This is a genomic window from Mesorhizobium sp. WSM4307 (genome assembly GCF_007003945.1).
Classification (GTDB): Bacteria; Pseudomonadota; Alphaproteobacteria; order Rhizobiales; family Rhizobiaceae; genus Mesorhizobium.
Genome location: NZ_VFTB01000006.1, coordinates 440,579 through 463,358 on the forward strand (window position 1 = coordinate 440,579; position 22,780 = coordinate 463,358).

Below are 22,780 nucleotides of genomic sequence, written 5' to 3' on the forward strand. Positions count from 1 at the left end.
CGGCCTCACTGCGCCGGCACTTTGTCCAGAAAACCGGTGATGCTCTTCAGGCGGCCGTTTTCGATGATTCCGATGTCGGTGCCTTCGATCACCGAAGGAACGCCTTCAGGCCCGAGGTTCCAGGAGAAGCGGATCTTGTCGGCGAAGCCGTCCGGCGTGCCCTTCAGCGAGAAGCGGAAGCCGGCAAAGCGTTGCTGCACGCCGTCGATGAGCGCCGCGACACCGTCATGGCCGTCGCCCTGCATGACCGGATCGCGATAGCTGACGTCTTCGGTGAAGGTGGCGTTCAGCAATTCGGCGCGGCGGCCGGCATCGCTTTCGTTCCAGGCGGTGATGTAGCCCTCGGCGATCTTGTTGAGGTCGGTCATGGTCTGTCTCCTTTGTTTGATGGCTTTGACATCAGCCTTTTCGACCAGCCTGGGACCGAAACCAATTACGCCTGAGGTAATCAGGGCGAACTATTCGAGAGAGGACGGAAATCATGAGCAGCGGATTTTTCGGCGACATCCAGAAGATCAAATATGAGGGGCCGGATTCGACCAATCCGCTGGCCTACCGCTTCTACAATCCTGACGAGGTGGTGGCCGGCAAGCGGCTGGAAGACCATCTGCGCTTCGCCGTCGCCTACTGGCACTCCTTTGCCTGGCCGGGTGGCGACCCGTTCGGCGGCCAGACCTTCGACCGCCCCTGGTTCCCCAAGGCGGGCGGCATCGACACGATGGAACTGGCGAAGCTCAAGGCCGATGTCGCCTTCGAGATGTTCTCGCTGCTCGGCGCGCCCTATTTCTGCTTCCACGACGCCGATGTCCGGCCCGAGGGCAAGGACTTTTCAGAAAGTGCCGCCCGCCTCGACGAGATCGCTGACTATTTCGCCGGCAAGATGAAGCAGACCGGGGTCAAGCTGCTCTGGGGCACGGCGAACCTTTTTTCGCATCGCCGCTTCATGTCGGGCGCCGCCACCAATCCTGATCCGGATGTCTTTGCCTATGCGGCGGCGACGGTGAAAAGCTGCATCGACGTCACCAAGCGGCTGAAGGGTGAGAACTATGTGCTGTGGGGCGGGCGCGAGGGCTATGAGACGCTGCTCAACACCGACCTTGCCCGCGAGCAGGAACAGGCCGGACGCTTCCTCAGCCTCGTCGTCGACTACAAGCACAAGATCGGCTTCAAGGGCACCATCCTGATCGAGCCGAAGCCGCAGGAGCCGACAAAGCATCAGTACGACTATGACGTCGCAACCGTTTACGGCTTCCTCAAGCGCTTCGGCCTGGAGAAGGAGGTCAAGCTCAACATCGAACAGGGCCACGCCATCCTCGCCGGCCACTCCTTCGAGCACGAACTGGCGCTCGCCAATGCCCTCGGCGTCTTCGGTTCGATCGACATGAACCGCAACGACTACCAGTCGGGCTGGGACACCGACCAGTTCCCCAACAACGTGCCGGAAATGGCGCTGGCCTACTACCAGGTCCTGCAGGCTGGTGGCTTCAAGACCGGCGGCACCAATTTCGACGCCAAGCTGCGCCGTCAGTCGCTCGACCCGCAGGACCTGCTGATCGGCCATATCGGCGGCATGGATTCTTGTGCGCGCGGCCTCAAGGCCGCGGCCCGCATGGTCGAGGACAAGGCGCTGTCGGCGCCGCTGGCCGAGCGCTATGCCGGCTGGAACACGGCAGAGGGCAAGGCAATGCTGTCGGGCAAGCGCACGCTGGAGGACATCGCCGAGCGCGTGGTCAAGAAGAAGATCGAACCGCAGCCGCGCTCCGGCCGTCAGGAATTGCTGGAAAACATCGTCAACCGCTACGTGTGAGGTGTCTTGCGGTGCCCGATTCGGGCGCCGCAGAGCTGAAAATTGCATTCCGCGCGGGGTGGAGCCACACGAGCATGATAGAGCTCGGCGAGGCGTTGACCACCTCGCCGGCGATCGGCGCCGGGCGTGGACGCGTGGGGACGAGCCTGTCGCCGGAACACGGCGCTGAGGGTTGCGCCGGCCTTGTAGCACTGCGCCGCGTCGGGGAATTCCGCCAGTGCCGGAATGCGTGTCATCGCGTCTTCTCGAGGCATTGTCCGCCCGCGGGCCTGCGCCGGAATGTCCGAAGTCAATGTAGCGCAATACCAAAAGGTTTGCCCGCGCCGCCCCTCAATGACCTCGCTCTTGCCTTCAAACTGCCGTCACGTATCTCGTATAAAAGGGACCTGTGGCGGGTGAAAAGGAAGGAGGCGAACCGATATGCAGCACGAACGCGAAATCGACGCCCTGCTCTCATCCGGTGAGACCGGATCGATCATCGACGGGCTGATGGCGCTGCCGCGGCCGACCGACGACGTGAAAAACCAATGGGATCGCGCCGTCAGCAACCGCTTTGAAATCCGGCTGGTGCGACAGATGCGCTCGCAGATCGACGCCGGCAGCGATCGCCAGAACGCCGCCTGATTCCCCTGAACTGACTTAGCCCCGGCGCAACCTCACCGGGGCTTCGCCAAACGCTCTTGAAAACGCTCTGGAAAATGCCGCGGCGGACGAGAATCCGGTCCGCCCGGCAATATCCGCCATGGCCACGCGCGTGTCGACCACCAGCCGGCGCGCGGCCCCCAGCCGCAGCCTCAGATAATAGGCGCCCGGCGTCTCGCCGATCGACTTGCGAAAGATGCTTTCCAGGGTCCGTGCCGTCACGCCGGCGCGCTTGGCGATGGCTTCTATGGTCAGCGGCTGGTCGACATGCGCTTCCATCAGCCGGATGGCCTGCGCCAGGCGCGGATCGTAGCCATCGAGCCGGCCGAGCGAGACCAGCGGCTGCGCATCGGTCGCCACGCGCGCCTGGTCGTAGATGAACGCGCTTGCCACATCGAGCGCCACGGCCATGCCGAGCCGGGTGCGAATCAGGTGCAGCATCAGGTCCAGGGTCGGCGACGCGCCGCCCGTGGTGAACACCGGCCCATCGATGATGTATCGGTCGGGGCGCACGTCGACGCCCGGAAATGCGGACGAAAAATCCTCCATGTCCTCCCAATGGGTGGTGGCGCTGCGCCCTTCCAGCAGGCCGGCGCGCGCCACCAGCCATGTGCCCGCCTCGACGCCGCCGCAGGCGCGGGCCGACCGCGCCGCGCGGCGCAACCCGGCGAGCAAGGCCGACGTCGCATAGTTCTGCGTACCGAAGCCCGCGACCACGACCAGGACATCGGTCGGTTCCGTGGCATCGAATCGGCCGCTGACCGCCACGGGCAGGCCGCATGTCGTGACCGGCGCCTCCCCGGTTACCGAAACCAGCTTGAAGTCGAACAGGGTTTCGCCGGCGATGCGGTTGGCGGCCCGCAGCGGATCGACGGCGCACGCCACGCACATGATGGATGCCCCGGAAAACACCAGCAACGTCACCTTGAGCGGCGACTGCTCGGCGCGAAAGATTGTCGCCTTTTCGTTTTTTGTCATGCAGCCTTCGTAAAGCGCAAAGCAGCCGCCTGCAAGTCGCGCAATGTTATGCGTGTCCCTGTGCATGTCGTTGTCCCAAAACCGGTTCCCACTCTTGGGCGACATGCATGGCTGTTCGAATTGGGAGGAGAATTCCATGCCGCTTGCGATGAACCGTGAGGTCTTCATTACCTGTGCCGTGACCGGATCCGGCGGCTCGCAGGATCGCTCTCCGCATGTGCCGCGTTCGCCCAAGCAGATCGCCGATTCGGCCATCGACGCAGCCAAGGCCGGCGCGGCCATCGTCCACTGCCATGTCCGCGACCCCGAGACCGGCAAGCCGCGCCGCGATGTGCATCTCTACCGCGAGGTGACCGAGCGTATCCGCGACGCCAATGTCGACGTCGTTCTGAACCTCACCGCCGGCATGGGCGGCGACATGGTGTTCGGCTCGCCGGAAGCGCCGCTGCCGCTCAACGAAAAAGGCACCGACATGGGCGGCGCCACCAACCGGATGGAGCATGTGCGCCAGTGCCTGCCGGAAATCTGCACGCTTGACTGCGGCACCATGAACTTCGCCGAAGCCGACTATGTCATGACCAACACGCCCGGCATGCTGCGCGCCATGGGCGGCATGATGACGGCCCTCGGCGTCAAGCCCGAGATCGAGGCTTTCGACACCGGCCACCTCTGGTTCGCCAAGCAGCTGGTCGAGGAAAAGGTGCTCAACCCCGACGCGCTGGTGCAGCTCTGCATGGGCGTGCCGTGGGGCGCGCCGGACGATCTCAACACCTTCATGGCAATGGTCAACAACGTGCCGTCGACCTGGAACTGGTCAGCGTTTTCCATCGGCCGCAACCAGATGGCCTATGCCGCGGCGGCCGTGATCGCCGGCGGCAATGTCCGCGTCGGTCTTGAGGACAATCTCTGGCTCGACAAGGGCGTGCTCGCCACCAATGCGCAGCTCGTCGAGCGTGCCGCCAGCATCGTCACCAATCTCGGCGCCCGGATCCTGGGGCCGGAGGAAGTGCGCAAGAAGCTCAACCTGACCAAGCGGGCGCCGATCGCAGCCGCGGCATAGGTGGGGGCTGGCGATGGCTACTACCGTCAAATTCACCGCGATGAAGGATGGCGACAGGCAAGACTACGAGTTCCTGACCGCCCATGAGACCGACTATGCCGCCAGGACCGGCGAGCGGCTGCTCGACGCGCTGGTCCAGCTCGACGAGGGTCTGTCCGGCTACAAGATCACCCGGCTCGGCCATTCGTTGCAGGCGGCGACGCGCGCCTGGCGCGACGGCGCCGACATCGACTGGATCGCCTGTGCGCTGCTGCATGACATTGGCGACATCTACGCGCCATACAATCACGACGAATACGCCGCTTCGATCCTGAAGCCCTTCGTGCGCGAGCAATGCACCTGGGTCGTCGAGAAACACGGCGACTTCCAGCGGCTCTATTACGCCCATCATCTCGGCGGCAACCGCCATGCGCGCGACCGCTTTGCCGGCCACGCCTATTTCGACGATTGCGACCAGTTCTGCGAGCGCTGGGACCAGTCGAGCTTCGATCCCGATTATGAGACGCTGCCGATCGACTTCTTCCGGCCCTTCGTGCTCGAGGTTTTCGCCCGCAAGGCCTACGACGCATCCGTGATCCGCGCCGGCGAGCGCGTGCCTCTCATTGATCCCGAAACAGCCAGGACAAGAACCGGAGCTTGCGCATGAGCATCATCAACAAGGCGGCCGCCGTTGGCGGCGGTGTCATCGGCGCCGGCTGGGTGGCGCGGCTGCTGCTCAACGGCATCGACGTGTCGATCTTCGATCCAGATCCGGAAGCCTCGCGCAAGGTCTCGGAAGTGATGAAGGGCGCGCGCCGCGCCTACAAGCAGATGGTGCCCGGCGGCTTGCCGAAAGAGGGCAAGCTCACCTTCGCCAAGACCATCGCCGAGGCGGTCGCGGACGCCGATTTCATCCAGGAAAGCGTGCCGGAGCGGCTCGACCTCAAACACAAGGTGCTGGCCGAGATCGACGCCCATGCGCCGGCCAACGCCATTGTCGGCTCCTCGACCTCCGGCATCAAGCCGACCGACATGCAGGTGGCGATGAAGAAGCACCCGGAGCGGCTGGTCGTCGGCCATCCGTTCAACCCTGTCTATCTCCTGCCGCTGGTCGAAATCGTCGGCGGCGAGCAGACCTTCCCCGAGGCGATCGAGGTCGCCAAGGAGATCTATGCCTCGATCGGCATGAAGCCCGTCGTCATCCGCAAGGAGATCGAGGCCTTCGTCGGCGACCGCTTGCTCGAAGCCGCCTGGCGCGAGGCGCTGTGGCTGATCAAGGACGGCATCTGCACGGTCGAGGAACTCGACGACATCATGCGCTACGGCTTCGGCCTGCGCTGGGCGCAGATGGGCATGTTCCAGGTCTATCGCGTCGCCGGCGGCGAGGCCGGCATGCGCCACTTCATGGCGCAGTTCGGGCCATGCCTGAAATGGCCGTGGACCAAGCTGATGGACGTGCCGGAATTCAACGACGAACTGGTCGACCTGATCGCCACCCAGTCGGACGACCAGGCGCATGGCCTGTCGATCCGCGAACTGGAAAAGATCCGCGACGACAATCTGGTCGCGATCATGGATGCGTTGTCGAAGCAGAACAAGGGCAAGGGCTGGGGCGCCGGCGCCTTGCACAAGGATTACACCAAGCAGTTGGCCAAGCTGGCGGCAAAGAAGCCGGCTGCTTCCAAGGCCGCCGAAAAGGCCAAGGCCTCCAAGCCGGTGAAGAAGGCGGAAAAGCCGAAGAAAAAGAAGAAGGGCTGAGACGATGGATTTCGGTCTTTCGGAAGAGCAAAAGCTGATCGTCGAGACGACGCGCGCCTTTGTCGAGAATGAGCTTTACCCGCATGAGCGAGAGGTCGAGCGCACCGGTGTGCTGCGCCGCGAGCTGATCGAGGAACTCAAGGCCAAGGCGATCGCGGCCGGGCTCTATGCCGCCAACATGCCGGCCGATGTCGGCGGCGCGGGGCTCGATACGGTGACCTGGCTGCTCTACGAAAAGGAACTCGGCCGCGCCAATTACGCGCTGCACTGGACCTGCGTGGCGCGGCCTTCCAACATCCTCCTGGCCGGCACGCCCGAGCAGCGCGAAAAATATCTGTTTCCTTGCATCCGCGGCGAGAAATGGGACTGCCTGGCGATGACCGAGCCGGGTGCCGGCTCCGACCTGCGCGGCATGAAGGCGTCAGCCGTGCAGGACGGCGACGACTGGGTGCTCAACGGCACCAAGCATTTCATCAGCCACGCCGATCTCGCTGATTTCGCCATCGTCTTCATGGCGTCCGGCGAAGAGGATTCACCGCGTGGCAAGCGCAAGAAGATCACCGCCTTCTTCGTCGACAAGGGCACCAAGGGTTTCACGGTGCGCGATGGCTACCGCAACGTCTCGCATCGCGGCTACACCAACGCCATCCTCGAATTCGACGATTGCCGGCTGCCGGCCAGCCAGGTTCTCGGCGAAGTGCACAAGGGCTTCGACGTCGCCAATTCCTGGCTTGGCGCCACCCGCCTGCAGGTCGGCGCCACCTGCCTCGGACGCGCCGAGCGGGCGCTCGGCCATGCGGTGGAATATGCCGCCCAGCGCCAGCAATTCGGCCAGCAGATCGGCAAGTTCCAGGGCGTGTCGTTCAAGCTCGCCGACATGGCGACCGAGTTGAAGGCCGCCGACCTCATGGTCTTCGAAGCCGGCTGGAAGTACGATCAGGGCACCGTCACCGACCAGGACATGGCCATGGCCAAGCTGAAGGCCACCGAAATGCTGGCATACGTTGCCGACGAGGCCATCCAGATCCATGGCGGCATGGGGCTGATGGACGACCTGCCGCTGGAACGCATCTGGCGCGACGCCCGCGTCGAACGCATCTGGGAGGGCACGTCGGAGATTCAGCGACATATTATTTCGCGGGCGCTGCTGCGTCCGTTCGGTGCTTAGAGCATGATCGCCCAAAGCCGAGATTCGGTTTTGTCGGGCAAACGAGATCGTTTGTCCTGAGATGCTCAAACGAAAAGAAGACCATGCATAAACTCGAACGTCTCCTGCGCCCGAAATCGATCGCCGTCTTCGGTGGCGTGCAGGCCGCCGCCGTCGTCGCACAATCGATCAAGATGGGTTTTGCCGGCGAGATCTGGCCGGTGCACCCGACCAAGGACGAGGTTGCCGGACGCAAGGCCTATCGGTCGGTCGCCGATCTGCCCGACGCGCCGGATGCCGCCTTTGTCGGCGTCAACCGGCATCTGACCATCGAGGTCGTCAAGGCGCTGGCCGAACGCGGCGCCGGCGGCGCCGTCTGCTTTGCCGCCGGCTTCCTCGAGACCGAAGCCTATGACGATGACGGCGAGCGGCTGCAGGCCGAATTGGTCGCGGCCGCCGGCGAGATGCCGATCATCGGGCCGAATTGCTACGGCCTGATCAACTATGCCGATGGCGCGCTTTTGTGGCCCGACCAGCATGGCGGCATCCGGCTGGAGGAGGGCGGCAAGGGCGTCGCCATCATCACCCAATCCTCCAACATCGCCATCAACATGACGATGCAGAAGCGCGGCCTGCCGATCGCCTTCCTGATGACCGCCGGCAACCAGGCGCAGACCGGCCTCTCCGAAATGGCGCTCGGCCTGATCGAGGATGAGCGGGTGACATCGCTCGGCCTGCATATCGAGGCCTTCGATTCGGTAGCCGGCTTCGAACGGTTGGCTGCGCGGGCACGCGAACTGAAGAAGCCGATCATCGCCATGAAGGTCGGTCGCTCCGAACAGGCGCGGCAGGCCACCGTCTCGCACACCGCGTCGCTGGCCGGCTCGGACGCGGCGTCCGGCGCTTTCCTGAGGCGGCTCGGCATTGCGCGCGTCGATTCCATTCCGGCCTTCATCGAGGCGCTGAAGCTGCTGCACATCACTGGTCCGCTCCCGGGCTATCGCCTGTCGTCGATGAGCTGTTCTGGCGGCGAGGCTTCTGTCATGGCCGACAGCGCCGAAGGCCGCTGGGTCAATTTCCCGGTTCTGACGGAAAAACACCGCGCCCATGTCAAGTCGACGCTCGGGCCGCTGGTCGCGGTCGCCAACCCGTTGGATTACCACACCTTCATCTGGAACAATGAGCCGGCGATGACGGCCACGTTCACCGCCATGGTGTCGGGCGGCTTCGACTTGAACATGCTGGTGCTCGACTTTCCGCGCCCGGACCGTTGCTCGGTCACCGACTGGTGGGCGACGCTGCGCGCCTTCGAATCGGCGCTGAAGACCAACAAGGCGCATGGCGCGATCGTCTCCTCGCTGCCGGAGAACCTGCCGGAGGAATACACCGCGGAGCTGATGGCGCGCGGCATGGTGCCGCTGTTCGGCATTTCCGAGGCCATGGATGCCGCAGGCGCAGCGGCCTTCATCGGCTGGGCATGGGCCGAACCGCAGGCGCAGCCGGTCGACACCTCCGCTGCCGGCGCCGCCGGCGGCGCGCATGTCACGCCCGACGAAGCCGAGGCCAAGGCGCGGCTGATCAAGGCCGGGCTTCCCGTGCCCAAGGGCGAGCGCGCCGGCAATGCGGTCGAGGCGGTGATTTCCTCGATGGCGCTCGGCTTCCCCGTCGCCCTGAAGGCGCTGGGCGTCACCCATAAATCCGAGGTCGGCGCCGTCAGGCTCAACCTCAAGGACGCCGAATCCGTCAGCACGGCGGCGCATGATCTGCTGCCGCTCGGCACCGGCCTCTATGTCGAGCGCATGGTGCGCGACGGCGTCGCCGAACTGATCGTCGGCTTCACCAGGGATCCGATGTTCGGCGCTGTCATGACGCTGGGCACTGGCGGCGTGCTGGTCGAACTGCTGCGCGACAGCGTCACCTTGATGTTGCCGGCGACCCGCGACGACATCGAGGCGGCTTTGCGCGGCCTGAAGCTGTTCCCGCTGCTCGAAGGCTATCGCGGCCGGCCGAAGGCCGACGTCGCGGCCGCCATCGACGCCATCGCGGGCATTGCCGACTTCGTGCAGAAGAATGCCGGCGAGATCGAGGAACTCGACATCAACCCGTTGATCGTCTGCGTCGAAGGCAAGGGTGCCTGGATCGCAGACGCGCTGCTGGTGCTGGGAGAGAACAAAAATGTCTGATGTCATTTCGACCCGTCGCGAAGGCTCGATCCTCGAGGTCACCCTCGACCGGCCCAAGGCCAACGCCATCGACCTGAAGACCTCGCGGCTGATGGGGCAAACCTTCAAGGCGTTCCGCGACGATCCGGAATTGCGCGTCGCCATCGTCAAGACATCCGGCGACAAGTTCTTCTGCGCCGGCTGGGACCTGAAGGCGGCCGCCGGCGGCGACGCGGTCGACGGCGACTATGGCGTCGGCGGCTTCGCCGGCCTGCAGGAATTGCGCGACTTGAACAAGCCGGTCATCGCTTGCGTCAACGGTATGGCGGTGGGTGGCGGCTTCGAACTCGCGCTGTCCTGCGATCTCATCTACGCCTCCGACCACTCCTCCTTCGCGCTGCCCGAAATCCGCGCCGGCACGTTGGCCGACGCGGCGACGATCAAGCTGCCGAAGCGCATTCCCTATCATGTCGCCATGGACCTTCTGTTCACCGGCCGTTGGATGGATGTCGCGGAAGCGCATCGCTGGGGCCTGGTCAACGAAGTGCTGCCCAAGGAAAAGCTCGAGGACCGCGTCTGGGAGATCGCCCGCCTGCTCGCCAGCGGCCCGCCGCTGGTGTTCGCCGCGATCAAGGAGACCGCGCGGGTGGCCGAAGCGCTGACCTTCCAGGACGCCATGAACAAGGTGACGCGCCGGCAGTTGGCGACGGTCGACGCGCTCTATGGGTCGGAAGACAATATGGAAGGGTTCCGCGCCTTCGCCGAAAAGCGCGATCCGGTGTGGAAGGGGAAGTGATTTACCCTTCCCTTGATGGAGAGGGTCGGACCGAAGGTCCGGGGTGGGGTGAAGCGCGCCGCCCGCCGCTCCGCGGCGCTCTCTCGCTTCAAGGGGGAGGTAAAGGAGCTCCATGACCGACTACACAAAACTCATCGACGCCGAGACCTGGGCCTTCATCGAGCGGACCAATTCCTATTATCCGCCCGATACGATCGATTACACGATCACCCAGCAGCGCGAGATCTATGACCGCATGTGCCGGGAATTCTTTGCCGGCTATCCCCAGGGTGTGACGGTCGAAACCTCGGCCATTGCTACGCCCGCGCACGACATCCCGATCCGCATCTACCGAAGCGCCCCGCAACCGGCGGCGACTGTGCTCTACATCCACGGCGGCGGCTTCATTCTTGGCGGGCTGGACAGCCATGACGACGTTTGCGCCGAGCTCTGCGCCCGCACCACCTACGAAATTGTCTCCGTCGATTACCGGCTGGCACCGGAGCATCTGCATCCGGCCGCCTTTGACGACGCGATGAGCGCCTTTGCATGGGCCGCTTCCACGCGCGACCGACCCATCCTGCTTTGCGGCGACAGCGCCGGCGGCAATCTCTGCGCCGCCGTCGGCCACGCCACGCGCGGCCATGCGAAACGGCCGGCGGGCCAGTTGCTGATCTATCCCGGCCTTGGCGGCGACCGCTCGAAGGGCTCCTATGTTACGCATGCCGAAGCGCCGATGCTGACCATGCGCGATCTCGAATTCTACAAGCACATCCGCACCGGCGGGCAGGATCGCAGCGGCGATGCGACGCTGGCGCCGCTTGCCGATACCGACTTCGCCAAACTGCCGCCGACCGTGCTGATCACCGCGCAGTGTGACCCGCTGTCTTCGGACGGCGAGGCCTATCGTGACCGCATCATCGCAGCGGGCGGGCGAGCCACCTGGTTCGAGGAACCGGGTCTGGTGCACGGCTATCTCAGGGCCCGCCACACGGTCGGTCGCGCCCGCGAAAGTTTCACGCGGATTGTCGAAGCGGTGGCCGCACTTGGACGAGGCGCCTGGCTCTGGTGAGCGGTTTCCCGTCTCACGACGGGCCTGACACCACGGTACCGCCGTTTCACGCCACAGAGCCGGCCGCCGCTCGGCCGGCGCTGCGGCCGGAGAAGATGCAGCCGCCGAGGAACGTGCCTTCCAGTGCGGCATAGCCGTGCACGCCGCCGCCGCCGAAGCCGGCCGCTTCGCCCACCGCATAGAGCCCTGTGACCGGCTGGCCATCCGCATCCAGCACGCGGCTGTCGAGATCGGTCTGCAGGCCGCCCAGCGTCTTGCGGGTCAGGATGTTGAGGCGCACCGCGATCAGCGGGCCGTTTGCCGGATCGAGCATCTTGTGCGGCTTGGCCGTGCGGATGAGCTTGTCGCCGAGATAGGCGCGGGCGCCGCGCAGCGCGGTGATCTGCATGTCCTTGGAGAACGGATTGTCGAGTTGGCGATCGCGGGCGCGGATCTCGCGTTCCACCTGCGCGAGCTCGAGCAGCGGCTCGCCGCCGGCCAGCGCGTTCATGCGCGCCACCAGCTTCGAAAGGTCGGCCTCGACGATGAAATCCTCGCCCTTCTCCATGAAGGCCTTCACCGGACCCGGAATGCCTGATGTCGCGCGGCCGAGCACCTGGCGCCAGCTCTTGCCGGTCAGGTCCGGGTTCTGTTCGGAACCCGACAGCGCGAACTCCTTCTGGATGATCTTCCTGGTCAGGATGAACCAGGAATAGTCGAAGCCGGTGCTCATGATGTGGCTGAGCGTGCCCAGTGTGTCGAAGCCGGGATAGAGCGGTACCGGCAGGCGTTTTCCTCTGGCATCGAGCCAGAGCGACGACGGGCCGGGCAGGATGCGGATCGCGTGTTCGGTCCAGATCGGCGCCCAGTTCCTGATGCCCTCGACATAGTGCCACATGCGGTCACGGTTGATGATCGAGCCGCCGGCCTGTTCCGTGATCGCCAGCATGCGGCCGTCGACATGGTCGGGCACGCCGGTGATCATGCGCTTCGGCGCCGTGCCCAGGCGCTTCGGCCAGTTTTCCCGCACCAGCTGATGATTAGCGCCGATGCCGCCGGAGGCCACGATCACCGCTTGCGCATGCAGCTCGAAATCGCCCGATATGTCACGCGAGCTCTTGTGGCCGCGCTCGACGGTGCTGGGTTCGAGGATATCGCCGCGCACGCCGGTCACCACGGCGCCCGTCCGCGTCAATTCGTTGACCCGGTGACGGAACTTGAAGCTGATCAATCCGCGCTTTTGCGCCTCGCGCACGCGCTGCACGAACGGCTCGAGCACGCCGGGGCCGGTGCCCCAGGTGATGTGGAAGCGCGGCACCGAATTGCCATGGCCGATGGCATTGCCGCCGCCGCGCTCGGCCCAGCCGACCACGGGAAAGAATTTCAGGCCGCGCTGCAGCAGCCAGGAGCGTTTCTCGCCGGCGGCGAAACCGACATAGGCTTCCGCCCATCTGCGCGGCCAGAAATCCTCCGGCCGGTCGAAAGCGGCGGTGCCCATCCAGTCCTCGAGCGCCAGATCATGCGAATCACGGATGCGCATGCGCCGCTGCTCCGGCGAATCGACGAGGAAAAGCCCGCCGAACGACCAGAATGCCTGGCCACCCAGCGATTGCTCCGGCTCCTGGTCGACGATGATGATCCTCTTGCCGGCCTCGGCAAGCTCGGCGGCGGCAACCAGCCCGGCAAGGCCGGCGCCGACAATGATCACGTCCGCGTCGTCAGCCATTTTTCCTCCCAGAATTAGCCGGCTACTTCATTGCGGAGAGTTAGACAGCCTCCCAGCCGTCCTTGCCGCCGGCGCGGAAGATGGCGTCGATGACCTTCTGGTTGAGCACGGATTCCTCCAGCGTGAAGACACGCTCCTTGCCGCCCTGTGCCGCGCGCGCGAAAGTCTCGACCTCCAGCCGGTACTGCTGCGTGCCGGGAAAGCGGAACACCTGCGCCTCGGTGTGGTTCTGGTTGTGCAGTTCGACGCGGTGATGATCGTAGAGCCCGGCATTGAAGGGCGAAAAGACCTCGATGAAACCCTTCTCGCCGTGGAACACCATCACCTGACGCGCAGCCATCTGCGTCGACAAATAGAAGGACAGTTCGAAATCGCCGAAATCGGCGCGGATCGAGGAGTAGATGTCGGTGCCGAATTTCTTGTCGCGCTCGATCGTCGCCTGCACGCGGCCAGGCTCCTTGCCGGTCGAGAAGCGCGTCGACACGGTCGGGTAGACGCCGATGTCGGGCAATGCGCCGCCGCCGAGCTCGAGCTGGTTGCGCATGTTGTTGGGGTCGACATTGTAGTAGGAGAACGCGCCCTGCACCTGGCGCAGCCGGCCGATGGCGCCGCTGGCGATGAGATCGCGCACCTTGATCCATTGCGGGTGGTAGATGACCATGAAGGCTTCGCAGACCAGCACCTTCTTGGCATCGCGCAGCTTGATCAAGGGGAGAATATCCTTGGCGTCGAGCGCGAGAGGCTTCTCGACCAGCACATGTTTTCCCGCCTCGATGGCCTTGGCCGTCCATTCGACATGCTGCGATGTCGGCAGCGGGATATAGACGCCGTCAATATCCTTGGAGGCCAGCAATTCCTCGTACGATCCGAACGCATGGCGCGCGCCGAAGCGCTCGGCCAGGGCCTTGGCTTTCGACAGGTCGCGGCTGGCGATCGCCGATAGCACGCCATTCTCCGCTTCGACGATTGCCGGCAACAACTGCTCGCGGCCGATCTTGGCCGTCGACAACACACCCCATCGGAACATCACGCTTCTCCATGTCGGTTACATCAGGCGAGGTTTGCCCGAAATCGACGGAAAAGCCAATGACCGGGGCTGTCCCCTGGCTCAGCCCCTCTTCCCCGCTAGCGTCATATCGAAGTCGACGACGTTGGAATAGAGCGGCGTACCGACATCCATGCCGTAGCGCGACCGCAGCACCTTGCCGGTGACATGGAATTTGATCGTGCCGCCCTTCAACCCATTGAGCTCGGCGGTGAATTTTTCCGCAAACGTCTTGCCGCGCGCCGTCAGCCTGCCGGTGACAAGGGCTGATGTGTCGCCGGTGCGGGTCACGCTGGTCGAGCGGAACTGGATCTCCGGGCTGTTGGCCGCATCGAACACCGCGTCGGAGCGCAGGAAGGCATCGATGCGGCTCTGGCCGGTGCCGACGCTTTCCGGATAGATGGTAAGGTCGACCTTCGAGCGCCCGACATCGCCATTGTCGATGCGGATCGTGCCCTTGAAGTGGGCGAAGGCGCCGTCGAAGCCGCCGCCGCCGGCCTTGCCTATGGTGAAACGGATGCTGGAGCCTGCCGGGCTGATCGTGTAGCTGCCGGCGGCGTCGCTCAATGCCACCGCCGCGGCTGCGGGCACGGCAAGGCATGCGGCAAAAGCCGCGAATCCAAGGATGCGCGCATGCATGGGATTGTTCCTTTCTAGGAGGCAACGCTTGTTCGCGTCCTCACCTCACAAACGCGCGTGCCGCCCGCTCTATTCCCCACCTGACGAAGGTGTGATCATACGCGTGAGCACGCTGTCGCGCAGCAGTAAGTGGTGGCGCAGGGCGGCTGCGACATGCAGCGCGACGAGCGCGATGCCCAGATAGGCGAGATACCAGTGCGCGGCCGCCCAGAAGCTTTCGGCGGCATCGGATTCGGCGAGCGGCAGATTGGGCATCACGAACATGTTGAACGGCATGGTCGGAATTTCCAGCGTCGAAACCGAAACCAGCGCCCAGCCGGACAAGGGCAGGGCCACCTGGAATGCATAGAGCGCCAGATGTGCGAGCGGCGCCGTACGCCGTTCCAGCGTGCCGACCGAAGGCGGCAGAGGCGGCGTCGCATTGCCAATCCGCCAGGCGATGCGCAGGATGATGAGGCCAAGCAGCAGAAAGCCCAACGATTTGTGCAACTGGATAAGCTCGAAAGCGGTGCGCTGGCTGGTCAGCCGCACCATGATGAAGCCGAGGGCGAACTGGCCGATGAAGATGATGCCGATCAGCCAGTGAAGGAGGATCGTCGCCCAGCCGTAGCGGGTCGCGGTGTTGGTGATCGACTGCATCGTGTGTGAACGACGCTGGACAGAACTTTCTTCCAACGCCCCTCACCCTCCCTACAAGGTGGAAGGGTAAGCTAACCGCTCACCTTGAAGAAATCCACAAATGCCCTGAGCGCCGGGCGCATCTGCCGGCGGCTGGGGTAATAAACGAAGAAACCCTCGAAAGCCGGACACCAGTCCTCCAACACGCGGATCAGCCTGCCGTCGGCGAGCGGGGCCTGCACATAAGGCTCAAAGACGAAAGCGAGCCCGGTGCCGTCGATCGCCGCTTGCGCGATCAGATGGTCCTCGTCGAGAATCAGCGGCCCTTGCGCCGCAATCTCGATCTCCTCTCCGTCTTTCTCGAATTCCCAGCGGTAAAGAATGCCGCTCGAGAAACGGAAGCGGATGCAGCGATGATCGGCAAGGTCGCGCGGGTGGCTGGGGCTTGGCATCGTCGCGAAATAGGATGGCGCGCCGACCACCGCGCCGCGCATGTCCGGCCCGATGCGCACCGCGATCATGTCGCGCTGCAGGCTCTCGCCGAGCCGCACACCGGCGTCGAAACCGCCTTCCACCACATCGGTGAAACGATCCTCGATGAGGATCTCCAGCACGATGTCGGGATAGGCCTTGGCAAAGGCGCCGAGCCGTGGTGTCAGCACCAGATGCGCCGCCGTGCGCGGCACGCTGAGCCGCAAATTCCCGGCCGGCCGGTCGCGCGCCTCGAGTGCCGTCTCCAGCGCCAGGTCGATTTCGGAAAGGGCAGGACGCAGCCGCTCCAGCAATTGCGCACCCTCTTCCGTCGGCGCGACGCTGCGCGTGCTGCGCGCCAGCAGCCGCACGCCGAGCCGTGCCTCCAGGCTGGACACCGCATGGCTGACCGCCGACGGCGCGATGGCCAATTCCCTGGCGGCGCCGCGAAAACTGCCGCATTGGGCAACGGTCGCCAGCACGGCCAGCTGTGAGAGATGTGCTCGGTTCATTGATCTATTTCTTGGAACAGCCCGTGCAAATGTGAGCCTATTATCGAACAGACTGCAAGGCGCTATTTCTGCCGCATCGCAACAAGGAGACGCGTGATGCAAACCCGCAAGCTGGGAACTGAATTGAACGTTTATCCCGTCGGCCTCGGCTGCATGGGCATGAGCTTCGCCTATGGCGGCCAGCCGGAGGCAGAGGCGATCGCCACGCTGCACCGCGCCGTCGAGATCGGCGTCAACTTCTTCGACACGGCGGAAGTCTATGGCCCTTACGAGAACGAGATCCTGCTCGGCAAGGCGCTGAAATCGGTGCGCGACAAGGTCACCATCGCCACCAAATTCGGCTTCAAGATTCTGGAGGAAGGCACCGGCCTCGACCGCATGGCCGGCGTCGACAGCCGCCCCGAGCACGTCAAGGCGGTGGCCGAGGCCTCGCTGAAGCGGTTGGGTACCGATGTCATCGACCTCTATTACCAGCACCGCGTCGACCCCAACGTGCCGATCGAGGATACGGTCGGCGCCATGGCCGAGCTGGTGCGCGAGGGCAAGGTGCGCGCGCTCGGCCTGTCGGAGGCAAGTGCGGCGACCATCCGCCGGGCGCATGCCGTGCATCCGATCGCTGCCGTGCAGAGCGAATACTCGCTGTGGACCCGCGACCCGGAAGAGGAGGTCTTCGCCGTCTGCCGCGAACTCGGCATCGGCTTCGTTCCCTACAGCCCGCTCGGCCGTGGTCTTTTGACGGGCAAGATCGCCAGGCCCGAAACGCTCGACGATGGCGACTGGCGCCGGACCTTGCCGCGCTTCCAGGCCGAAGCCATGGAAGCCAATGCCAAGGTCATCGCCACGCTGGAAGGGATGGCGGCGGAAAAGGGCGTAACCTCGGCGCAGCTGGCGCTGGCCTGGGTGCTGCACCAGGGCGATTTCATCGTACCGATCCCGGGTGCGCGAAAAATCCGCCACCTGGAGCAGAACACGGCGGCGGCCGGGATTGAACTGAGCGCGGCCGAAGTGGCGGCGATCGGCGATGCGCTGTCGCCGGATAAGGTGGTCGGCAAGCGCTACACCGAGGAGCTCCTGGCTCTGGTGAATGGGTAGCCTTCACCCTCCCCCTTGTGGGGAGGGTCGGCTCGCGGCCGCAGCGAAGCGGAGGCAGCGAGACGGGGTGGGGGAGCGCCCTACGAGTACCCCGCCCCGATCCGCTGCGCGGATCGACCCTCCCCACAAGGGGGAGGGTAAAGTCACCAAGGCACCACAATAATCTCAGGCCAGTTCTCCTTTGCCCGCTTGCCCTTCGCCTCATGCGTTCGCTGGTTGTCCGTCACCCGGTTCGGCGTGATGCGAAACGAGAAGACGTCATCAAGCCCGAACGGCGCCACCAGCTCCATCTGCCCACCGGCATCGTAGCGCACCCCGACCCCATGCGTCTTGGAGGCAAAATAGCTGATGGGTTCGCTGGAACTCGTATAGCGCGGGCAGGGCTGCCCGAATTTCTGCGGATACCACAGATGCACCCGCGCCTGGTTGCGCACCTCGACCGGCAGCGCCAGCCTCTCGAAATGCCGCGCCGCCCGGCGGATGACAGCATCCTCGGCCTCATAGGACAGGTCGCTGTCGTCGAAATAGAACAGGTCGACATCCTTGATGCCGTAACCCGACGGCTTGCCGGTCAGATGGTTCCAGACTGTATTGTAGAGCGCCCCAGAAACCACCAGCCAGTCCGGCAGCTCAAGCGTGCGGGCCCGCGCCAGCGCCTCATGGACGAGCGGGTCCCCCAAGATGATGTCGAGGAACGCCGCGCGCTGTGCTTCGAACGGCAGCCCGGAATAGCGCAGATGGTCCATCGCCCTTTGGAGGACGATTCGCCATCTGCCCGCAAGCCGTGGTTTCTGCGCAATTCCGGACGGAAAACCGCCAAGCACTTTTCCTGGAATTGCTTCAGCCGCGCAGCACGCCATCCGTCTGCTTGCCGACATTCTCGACGATGCGCTTGGCCAGCGCCTCGAAATCCTCGTCGGTCAGCGTCTTCTCGACCGGCTGGATCGACACTTCGATGGCGATCGATTTTTTGTCGGCGCCGAGCGACGCTCCTTCGAAGATGTCGAAGACCGTGACGGCTGTGATCAGCTTCTTGTCGGCGGCAAGTGCTGCGCGCACCAGCGCGCCGGCCTCGATCGCTTTGTCGACGACGAAGGCGAAGTCGCGCTTCACCGCCTGGAAGGCGGAGAGTTCCAGCTTCGGCTTGGTCTTCGTCGGCTTGGCTTTCGGCTCCGGCACGGCGTCGACGAACACTTCGAAGCCGCAGAGCGGGCCGGAAACGTCGAGCCCTTCCATCGTCTTGGGATGGAATTCGCCGAACGTGCCGAGCACGGTCTTCGGCCCGAGCTTGATCGTGCCGGACCGGCCGGGATGGTACCAGGCTGGACCGCCCGCCTCGATCTGCAGCCGCTCGACCGGCGCGCCGCAGGCTTCGAGCGCCGCGATCGCATCGGCCTTGGCGTCGAACACGCCGACGGGGCCGGAATTGCCGGCCCAGCTGCGGCCCGAGCCGTCGAGCTTGGCGGTGCCGCGGCGCACGCCGGCGGCGACGCGCCGCTGCTGGTCGGCGCCGTCGCCCTCATAGGTGCCCGACACCTCGAACAGCGCGACATCGCCAATGCCCTTGTCGGCATTGCGCTGCGCGGCGGCGATCAGCCCCGGCAGCAGCGACGGCCGCATGTCGGACATGTCGGCGGCGATCGGGTTGGCAAGCTTCAGCGCCTTCTGGCCGCCGCCGAACAGCTCGGCATGCTTGGCCGGGATGAACGACCAGGTGACGGCCTCCATCATGCCGCGCACGGCAAGCGCGCGCTTGGCGGTGCGGGTGCGGACCTGCAGCGTGGTCAGGATCTTCGAATTGACCGCGTCATGCGCGCCGAGCGGCTGCGGCGCGATGTTGTCGACGCCGTGGATGCGCATCACCTCCTCGACCAGGTCGGCCTTGCCGTCGACATCGGGACGCCAGGACGGCACCGCCACATCGACGACATCGCCCGAACCCTGCGGCTTGAAGCCGAGGCGCGACAGGATGTCGAGGCTTTCCGCCTCAGGCACCTCGATGCCGGTCAGCCTCGTCACTTCCGACAGCGGGAAGGAGACGATCTTGGGCTTGTGGCCGGCATAACCGACGACTTCGGTCTCGGCCGGCTCACCGCCGCAGAGATCGAGCACCAGCCTCGTCGCCAGCTCGATGCCGGGGACCATGAATTCAGGGTCGACGCCGCGCTCGAAACGGTAGCGCGCATCGGTGATGATGCCGAGCGTGCGGCCGGTGCGGGCGGTGGTGATCGGATTCCAAAGCGCCGATTCGATCAGCACGTCGGTCGTGTTCTCGTCGCAGCCGGAATGCTCGCCGCCCATCACGCCGGCGATGGATTCGACGCCATTGTCATCCGCGATGGCGCACATGTCGGGCGTCAGCGTGTATTCGCGACCGTCCAGCGCCATCACCTTCTCGCCGTCCCTGGCGCGGCGCACGACGAGATTGCCGGCGACCTTCCTGGCGTCGAACACATGCAGCGGCCGGCCGCGATCGAAGGTGACGTAGTTGGTCATGTCGACCAGTGCGCTGATCGGCCTAAGACCAATGGCGATCAGCCTTTGCTGCAGCCATTTCGGCGAGGGGCCGTTCTTGACGCCGCGCACCAGCCGCAAGGCAAAGCCCGGACAAAGTTCCGGCGCCTCGATCACCACTTTGACCGGCGTCTGGCCCTTGCCGGCAATCTTTTCGACCGCAGCGCTTTTCAGCGTGCCGAGCCCGCTTGCCGCCAGATCCCTGGCAATGCCGTAAACGCTGGTGGCATCCGGCCGGTTCGGCGTCAGGTTGATCTCGATGACCGGATCGTCGAGATGGGCGTAGGACGCGAAGCTGGCGCCGACCGGCGCGTCCTCGGGCAGGTCGATGATGCCGTTGTGCTCATCGGACAGTTCCAGCTCGCGCTCGGAACACATCATGCCATGGCTCTCGACGCCGCGGATCTTGCCGACCGTCAGCGTGACGTCGATGCCGGGCACATAGGTGCCGGGCGCGGCGAAAGCACCGATCAGGCCGGCGCGGGCATTCGGCGCGCCGCAGACGACCTGGACGGGGGGCTTGCCGTCGCCGGTATCGACGGTCAGCACCCGCAGGCGGTCGGCATCGGGGTGCTGCACCGCCGTCAGCACCTTGGCGATGACGAAGGGTTTCAGGCTCGACTTGTCGTCGACATGCTCGACTTCGAGGCCGATCGACGTCAGCCGCTCAACGATCACGTTGAGCGTGGCGTCGGTCTCGAGATGATCCTTGAGCCAGGAGAGGGTGAATTTCATGGGGCTGTTCCGTCCGGTCTTTTGACGCTTGATTTCGGATGTCTCGGCAGATCGTCGGACATATGCAGGAAGGGAAGCTGCTCGCTGACATAGGCATGCAGCGTCGGCTTGAAATCGGCCGGCGCGTCCATGGCGCCGAGCATGAAATAGATGTCGTCTGTCAGCCGCTCGTCGAGATAGGTGATGGGCGAGCCGCAGACGCCGCAAAACGAGCGCGTCACCGGGCCGTTCTCGTACATCATCAGCGCCTTGCCGGTGAACGCCACTTTATCGGCCGGGAAGCCGACAAAGGCCGAGACCGGCGCGCCGCTGGCCCGCCGGCAATCGCCGCAATGGCAATAGCCGACGTGATGCGGCTCGGCCGAGGCCTCGAACCGCACGGCGCCGCAGCGGCAGCCGCCGATGTGGAGCGCTGTCATGCGCTCAAGCCGCCGAACAGCGTCGGCATGTCGAGGGGCCGGAACCCGTAATGCGACAGCCAGCGCACATCCGCGTCGAAGAAGGCGCGCAGGTCCGGCATGCCGTATTTGAGCATGGCGATGCGGTCGATGCCCATGCCCCAGGCAAAGCCCTGATACTCGTCGGGATCGAGCCCGCCGGCGCGCAGCACATTGGGGTGCACCATGCCGCAGCCGAGGATCTCCATCCAGTCGGAGCCTTCGCCGAAGCGCACTTCGCCGGGCCGTGAGCGGTCGCATTGGATGTCGACCTCGAGGCTTGGCTCGGTGAACGGGAAGAAGGACGGCCGGAAGCGCATCTTGACTGACGGCACCTCGAAGAACGCCTTGCAGAATTCCTCCAGCACCCACTTCATATTGGCGACATTGGCCGTCTTGTCGATCACCAGACCCTCGACCTGATGGAACATCGGCGAGTGCGTGGCGTCGGAATCCTGGCGGTAGGTCTTGCCCGGAATGACGATGCGGATCGGCGGCTTCTGCTTCTCCATGGTACGGATCTGCACGGGCGAGGTGTGCGTGCGCAACAGCTTGCGCTCACCCTTCCCGTCCGGCTGGAAGAAGAAGGTGTCGTGCATCTCGCGCGCCGGATGTCCTTCCGGGAAATTCAGCGCGGTGAAATTGTAGTAGTCGGTCTCGACATCGGGACCTTCGGCGATGGCGAAGCCGAGATCGCCGAAGATTGCGGCGATCTCGTCGATGACCTGGCTGATCGGATGGATGCGGCCGCGCTCGGCCGGCGATTGCCGCACCGGCAGCGTCACGTCGACCTTCTCGGCGGCGAGACGTGCTGCGATCGCCACATCCCTGAGTTCGGCCTTGCGGGCCGTCAGCGCCTCGGTGACGCGGTTCTTGAGGCCGTTGATGACGGGCCCCTTGAGCTGGCGCTCCTCGGCGGTCATGGCGCCAAGCGTTTTCAGCATCTCGGACACGGTGCCCTTCTTGCCGAAGGCGGCGATGCGCACGGCCTCGATGGCCGGCTCATCGGCGGCAGATGCGATATCGGCCAGCAGTGAATCTTCCAGGGCTTCAAGATTTCCAGCGGTGGCGTTCACAGTGAAGCTCTCTCGATAGGGTGACCGACACCATTTTGGTTCGTCGTCACCATTTTGGTTACATCAGGGTCAAAAAAGAACCCGCGCCAGCCGTGCCAGCGCGGGTTCCCCATAATCAGAATTGCGAATGCTTGGGAAGCGCTGGTCTTAGGCGACAGCGCTTTCAAAAGCGTTCGGCGTGGTGTTCTTCAGATATTCGAGCGCGACCTTGGCCTTGGCCACGAGCGCGGCGAAAGCCTGCGGCTCATGGATGGCCATGTCGGACAGGATCTTGCGATCGATCTCGATGCCGGCCTTGTTGAGGCCGTCGATGAAGCGGCCATAGGTCAGGCCATGCTCGTGGGTCGCGGCGTTGATGCGCTGGATCCATAGCGCGCGGAACGAGCGCTTGCGGTTCTTGCGGTCGCGGTAGGCGTACTGCAGCGACTTTTCCACCGCCTGCTTGGCGATGCGGATGGTGTTCTTGCGACGGCCGTAGAAGCCCTTGGCGGCTTTCAGGACCTTCTTGTGCTTGGCGTGCGAGGTGACGCCTCTTTTTACGCGTGCCATGTCATGA

Annotated in this window: 22 protein-coding genes; 10 read left to right on the forward strand and 12 right to left on the reverse strand. The window is 64.6% G+C overall.

All coding sequences use genetic code 11. The annotated features are described in order from the left end of the window. Positions 1-5 precede the first annotated feature (5 nt). Positions 6-368: a nuclear transport factor 2 family protein gene (locus tag FJV83_RS17425; RefSeq protein WP_095792104.1), complete on the reverse strand. Its 363-nt coding sequence runs from the start codon at positions 366-368 to the stop codon at positions 6-8. 113 nt (positions 369-481) lie between these two features. Here FJV83_RS17425 and xylA point away from each other — a divergent pair, with 113 nt between their 5' ends. Together xylA and FJV83_RS17435 are read left to right on the forward strand one after the other, a co-directional pair. Then, positions 482-1,807, forward strand: a complete 1,326-nt coding sequence (xylA, locus tag FJV83_RS17430; RefSeq protein WP_038651459.1) for a xylose isomerase — start codon at positions 482-484, stop codon at positions 1,805-1,807. A gap of 420 nt (positions 1,808-2,227) precedes the next feature. Further along, positions 2,228-2,431 (forward strand): hypothetical protein, encoded by a 204-nt coding sequence (locus FJV83_RS17435; protein WP_095771507.1) that lies wholly within the window; start codon positions 2,228-2,230, stop codon positions 2,429-2,431. Between the two features lie 15 nt (positions 2,432-2,446). Here FJV83_RS17435 and FJV83_RS17440 read toward each other — a convergent pair whose 3' ends face one another. After that, complete coding sequence (locus FJV83_RS17440; protein ID WP_095771508.1) at positions 2,447-3,427, reverse strand: GlxA family transcriptional regulator; 981 nt, start codon at positions 3,425-3,427, stop codon at positions 2,447-2,449. 136 nt (positions 3,428-3,563) lie between these two features. On the opposite strand from FJV83_RS17440, the gene FJV83_RS17445 reads away from it, so the two are divergent. The 7 genes from FJV83_RS17445 to FJV83_RS17475 all read left to right on the forward strand — a co-directional run bounded on the left by FJV83_RS17445 (position 3,564) and on the right by FJV83_RS17475 (position 11,380). Beyond that, on the forward strand, positions 3,564-4,487 hold the full coding sequence (locus FJV83_RS17445) for a 3-keto-5-aminohexanoate cleavage protein (RefSeq protein WP_095771917.1): 924 nt from the start codon (positions 3,564-3,566) through the stop codon (positions 4,485-4,487). A gap of 13 nt (positions 4,488-4,500) precedes the next feature. Continuing rightward, positions 4,501-5,133, forward strand: a complete 633-nt coding sequence (locus FJV83_RS17450; RefSeq protein ID WP_095771509.1) for an HD domain-containing protein — start codon at positions 4,501-4,503, stop codon at positions 5,131-5,133. After that, entirely contained in the window at positions 5,130-6,224 is a 1,095-nt protein-coding gene (locus FJV83_RS17455) for a carnitine 3-dehydrogenase (RefSeq protein WP_142886755.1), read from the forward strand. The genes FJV83_RS17450 and FJV83_RS17455 overlap by 4 nt, the downstream gene beginning before the upstream one ends. Before the next feature lie 4 nt (positions 6,225-6,228). Further along, on the forward strand, positions 6,229-7,392 hold the full coding sequence (locus FJV83_RS17460) for an acyl-CoA dehydrogenase (RefSeq protein ID WP_095771511.1): 1,164 nt from the start codon (positions 6,229-6,231) through the stop codon (positions 7,390-7,392). A gap of 83 nt (positions 7,393-7,475) precedes the next feature. Then, complete coding sequence (locus FJV83_RS17465; protein WP_142886754.1) at positions 7,476-9,554, forward strand: acetate--CoA ligase family protein; 2,079 nt, start codon at positions 7,476-7,478, stop codon at positions 9,552-9,554. Further along, positions 9,547-10,329: a carnitinyl-CoA dehydratase gene (locus tag FJV83_RS17470; RefSeq protein WP_095771512.1), complete on the forward strand. Its 783-nt coding sequence runs from the start codon at positions 9,547-9,549 to the stop codon at positions 10,327-10,329. Before FJV83_RS17465 ends, FJV83_RS17470 begins: the two co-directional genes overlap by 8 nt. Before the next feature lie 112 nt (positions 10,330-10,441). Then, positions 10,442-11,380 (forward strand): alpha/beta hydrolase, encoded by a 939-nt coding sequence (locus tag FJV83_RS17475; RefSeq protein WP_142886753.1) that lies wholly within the window; start codon positions 10,442-10,444, stop codon positions 11,378-11,380. Between the two features lie 46 nt (positions 11,381-11,426). On the opposite strand, the gene FJV83_RS17480 is transcribed toward FJV83_RS17475, so the two are convergent. The 5 genes from FJV83_RS17480 to FJV83_RS17500 all read right to left on the reverse strand — a co-directional run bounded on the left by FJV83_RS17480 (position 11,427) and on the right by FJV83_RS17500 (position 16,370). Beyond that, positions 11,427-13,085, reverse strand: a complete 1,659-nt coding sequence (locus FJV83_RS17480; protein WP_142886752.1) for an FAD-binding dehydrogenase — start codon at positions 13,083-13,085, stop codon at positions 11,427-11,429. Between the two features lie 40 nt (positions 13,086-13,125). Further along, complete coding sequence (locus FJV83_RS17485) at positions 13,126-14,112, reverse strand: Gfo/Idh/MocA family oxidoreductase (RefSeq protein WP_142886751.1); 987 nt, start codon at positions 14,110-14,112, stop codon at positions 13,126-13,128. Positions 14,113-14,193: 81 nt separating this feature from the next. Then, entirely contained in the window at positions 14,194-14,769 is a 576-nt protein-coding gene (locus FJV83_RS17490) for a YceI family protein (protein ID WP_142886750.1), read from the reverse strand. A 69-nt stretch (positions 14,770-14,838) separates the two neighbouring features. Next, complete coding sequence (locus FJV83_RS17495) at positions 14,839-15,408, reverse strand: cytochrome b (RefSeq protein WP_142886749.1); 570 nt, start codon at positions 15,406-15,408, stop codon at positions 14,839-14,841. Positions 15,409-15,479: 71 nt separating this feature from the next. After that, positions 15,480-16,370 carry a LysR family transcriptional regulator gene (locus tag FJV83_RS17500; RefSeq protein WP_095789398.1) on the reverse strand — a complete coding sequence of 297 codons (891 nt, stop codon included), beginning with the start codon at positions 16,368-16,370 and terminating at the stop codon, positions 15,480-15,482. 96 nt (positions 16,371-16,466) lie between these two features. Here FJV83_RS17500 and FJV83_RS17505 point away from each other — a divergent pair, with 96 nt between their 5' ends. Then, positions 16,467-17,462: an aldo/keto reductase gene (locus tag FJV83_RS17505; RefSeq protein WP_142886748.1), complete on the forward strand. Its 996-nt coding sequence runs from the start codon at positions 16,467-16,469 to the stop codon at positions 17,460-17,462. 143 nt (positions 17,463-17,605) lie between these two features. On the opposite strand, the gene FJV83_RS17510 is transcribed toward FJV83_RS17505, so the two are convergent. The 5 genes from FJV83_RS17510 to rplT form a co-directional block, all read right to left on the reverse strand. Next, the gene (locus FJV83_RS17510; protein WP_095789400.1) at positions 17,606-18,208 is read right to left on the reverse strand and encodes a nucleotidyltransferase family protein; all 603 of its coding nucleotides are present in this window, start codon (positions 18,206-18,208) and stop codon (positions 17,606-17,608) included. Between the two features lie 94 nt (positions 18,209-18,302). Further along, on the reverse strand, positions 18,303-20,711 hold the full coding sequence (gene pheT / locus FJV83_RS17515; protein ID WP_142886747.1) for a phenylalanine--tRNA ligase subunit beta: 2,409 nt from the start codon (positions 20,709-20,711) through the stop codon (positions 18,303-18,305). Beyond that, complete coding sequence (locus tag FJV83_RS17520; RefSeq protein WP_142886746.1) at positions 20,708-21,130, reverse strand: GFA family protein; 423 nt, start codon at positions 21,128-21,130, stop codon at positions 20,708-20,710. Before FJV83_RS17520 ends, pheT begins: the two co-directional genes overlap by 4 nt. Continuing rightward, positions 21,127-22,224: a phenylalanine--tRNA ligase subunit alpha gene (gene pheS, locus FJV83_RS17525; RefSeq protein WP_095789403.1), complete on the reverse strand. Its 1,098-nt coding sequence runs from the start codon at positions 22,222-22,224 to the stop codon at positions 21,127-21,129. Before pheS ends, FJV83_RS17520 begins: the two co-directional genes overlap by 4 nt. A 147-nt stretch (positions 22,225-22,371) precedes the next feature. Beyond that, positions 22,372-22,773, reverse strand: a complete 402-nt coding sequence (gene rplT / locus FJV83_RS17530; protein WP_006201247.1) for a 50S ribosomal protein L20 — start codon at positions 22,771-22,773, stop codon at positions 22,372-22,374. Positions 22,774-22,780: the final 7 nt, after the last annotated feature.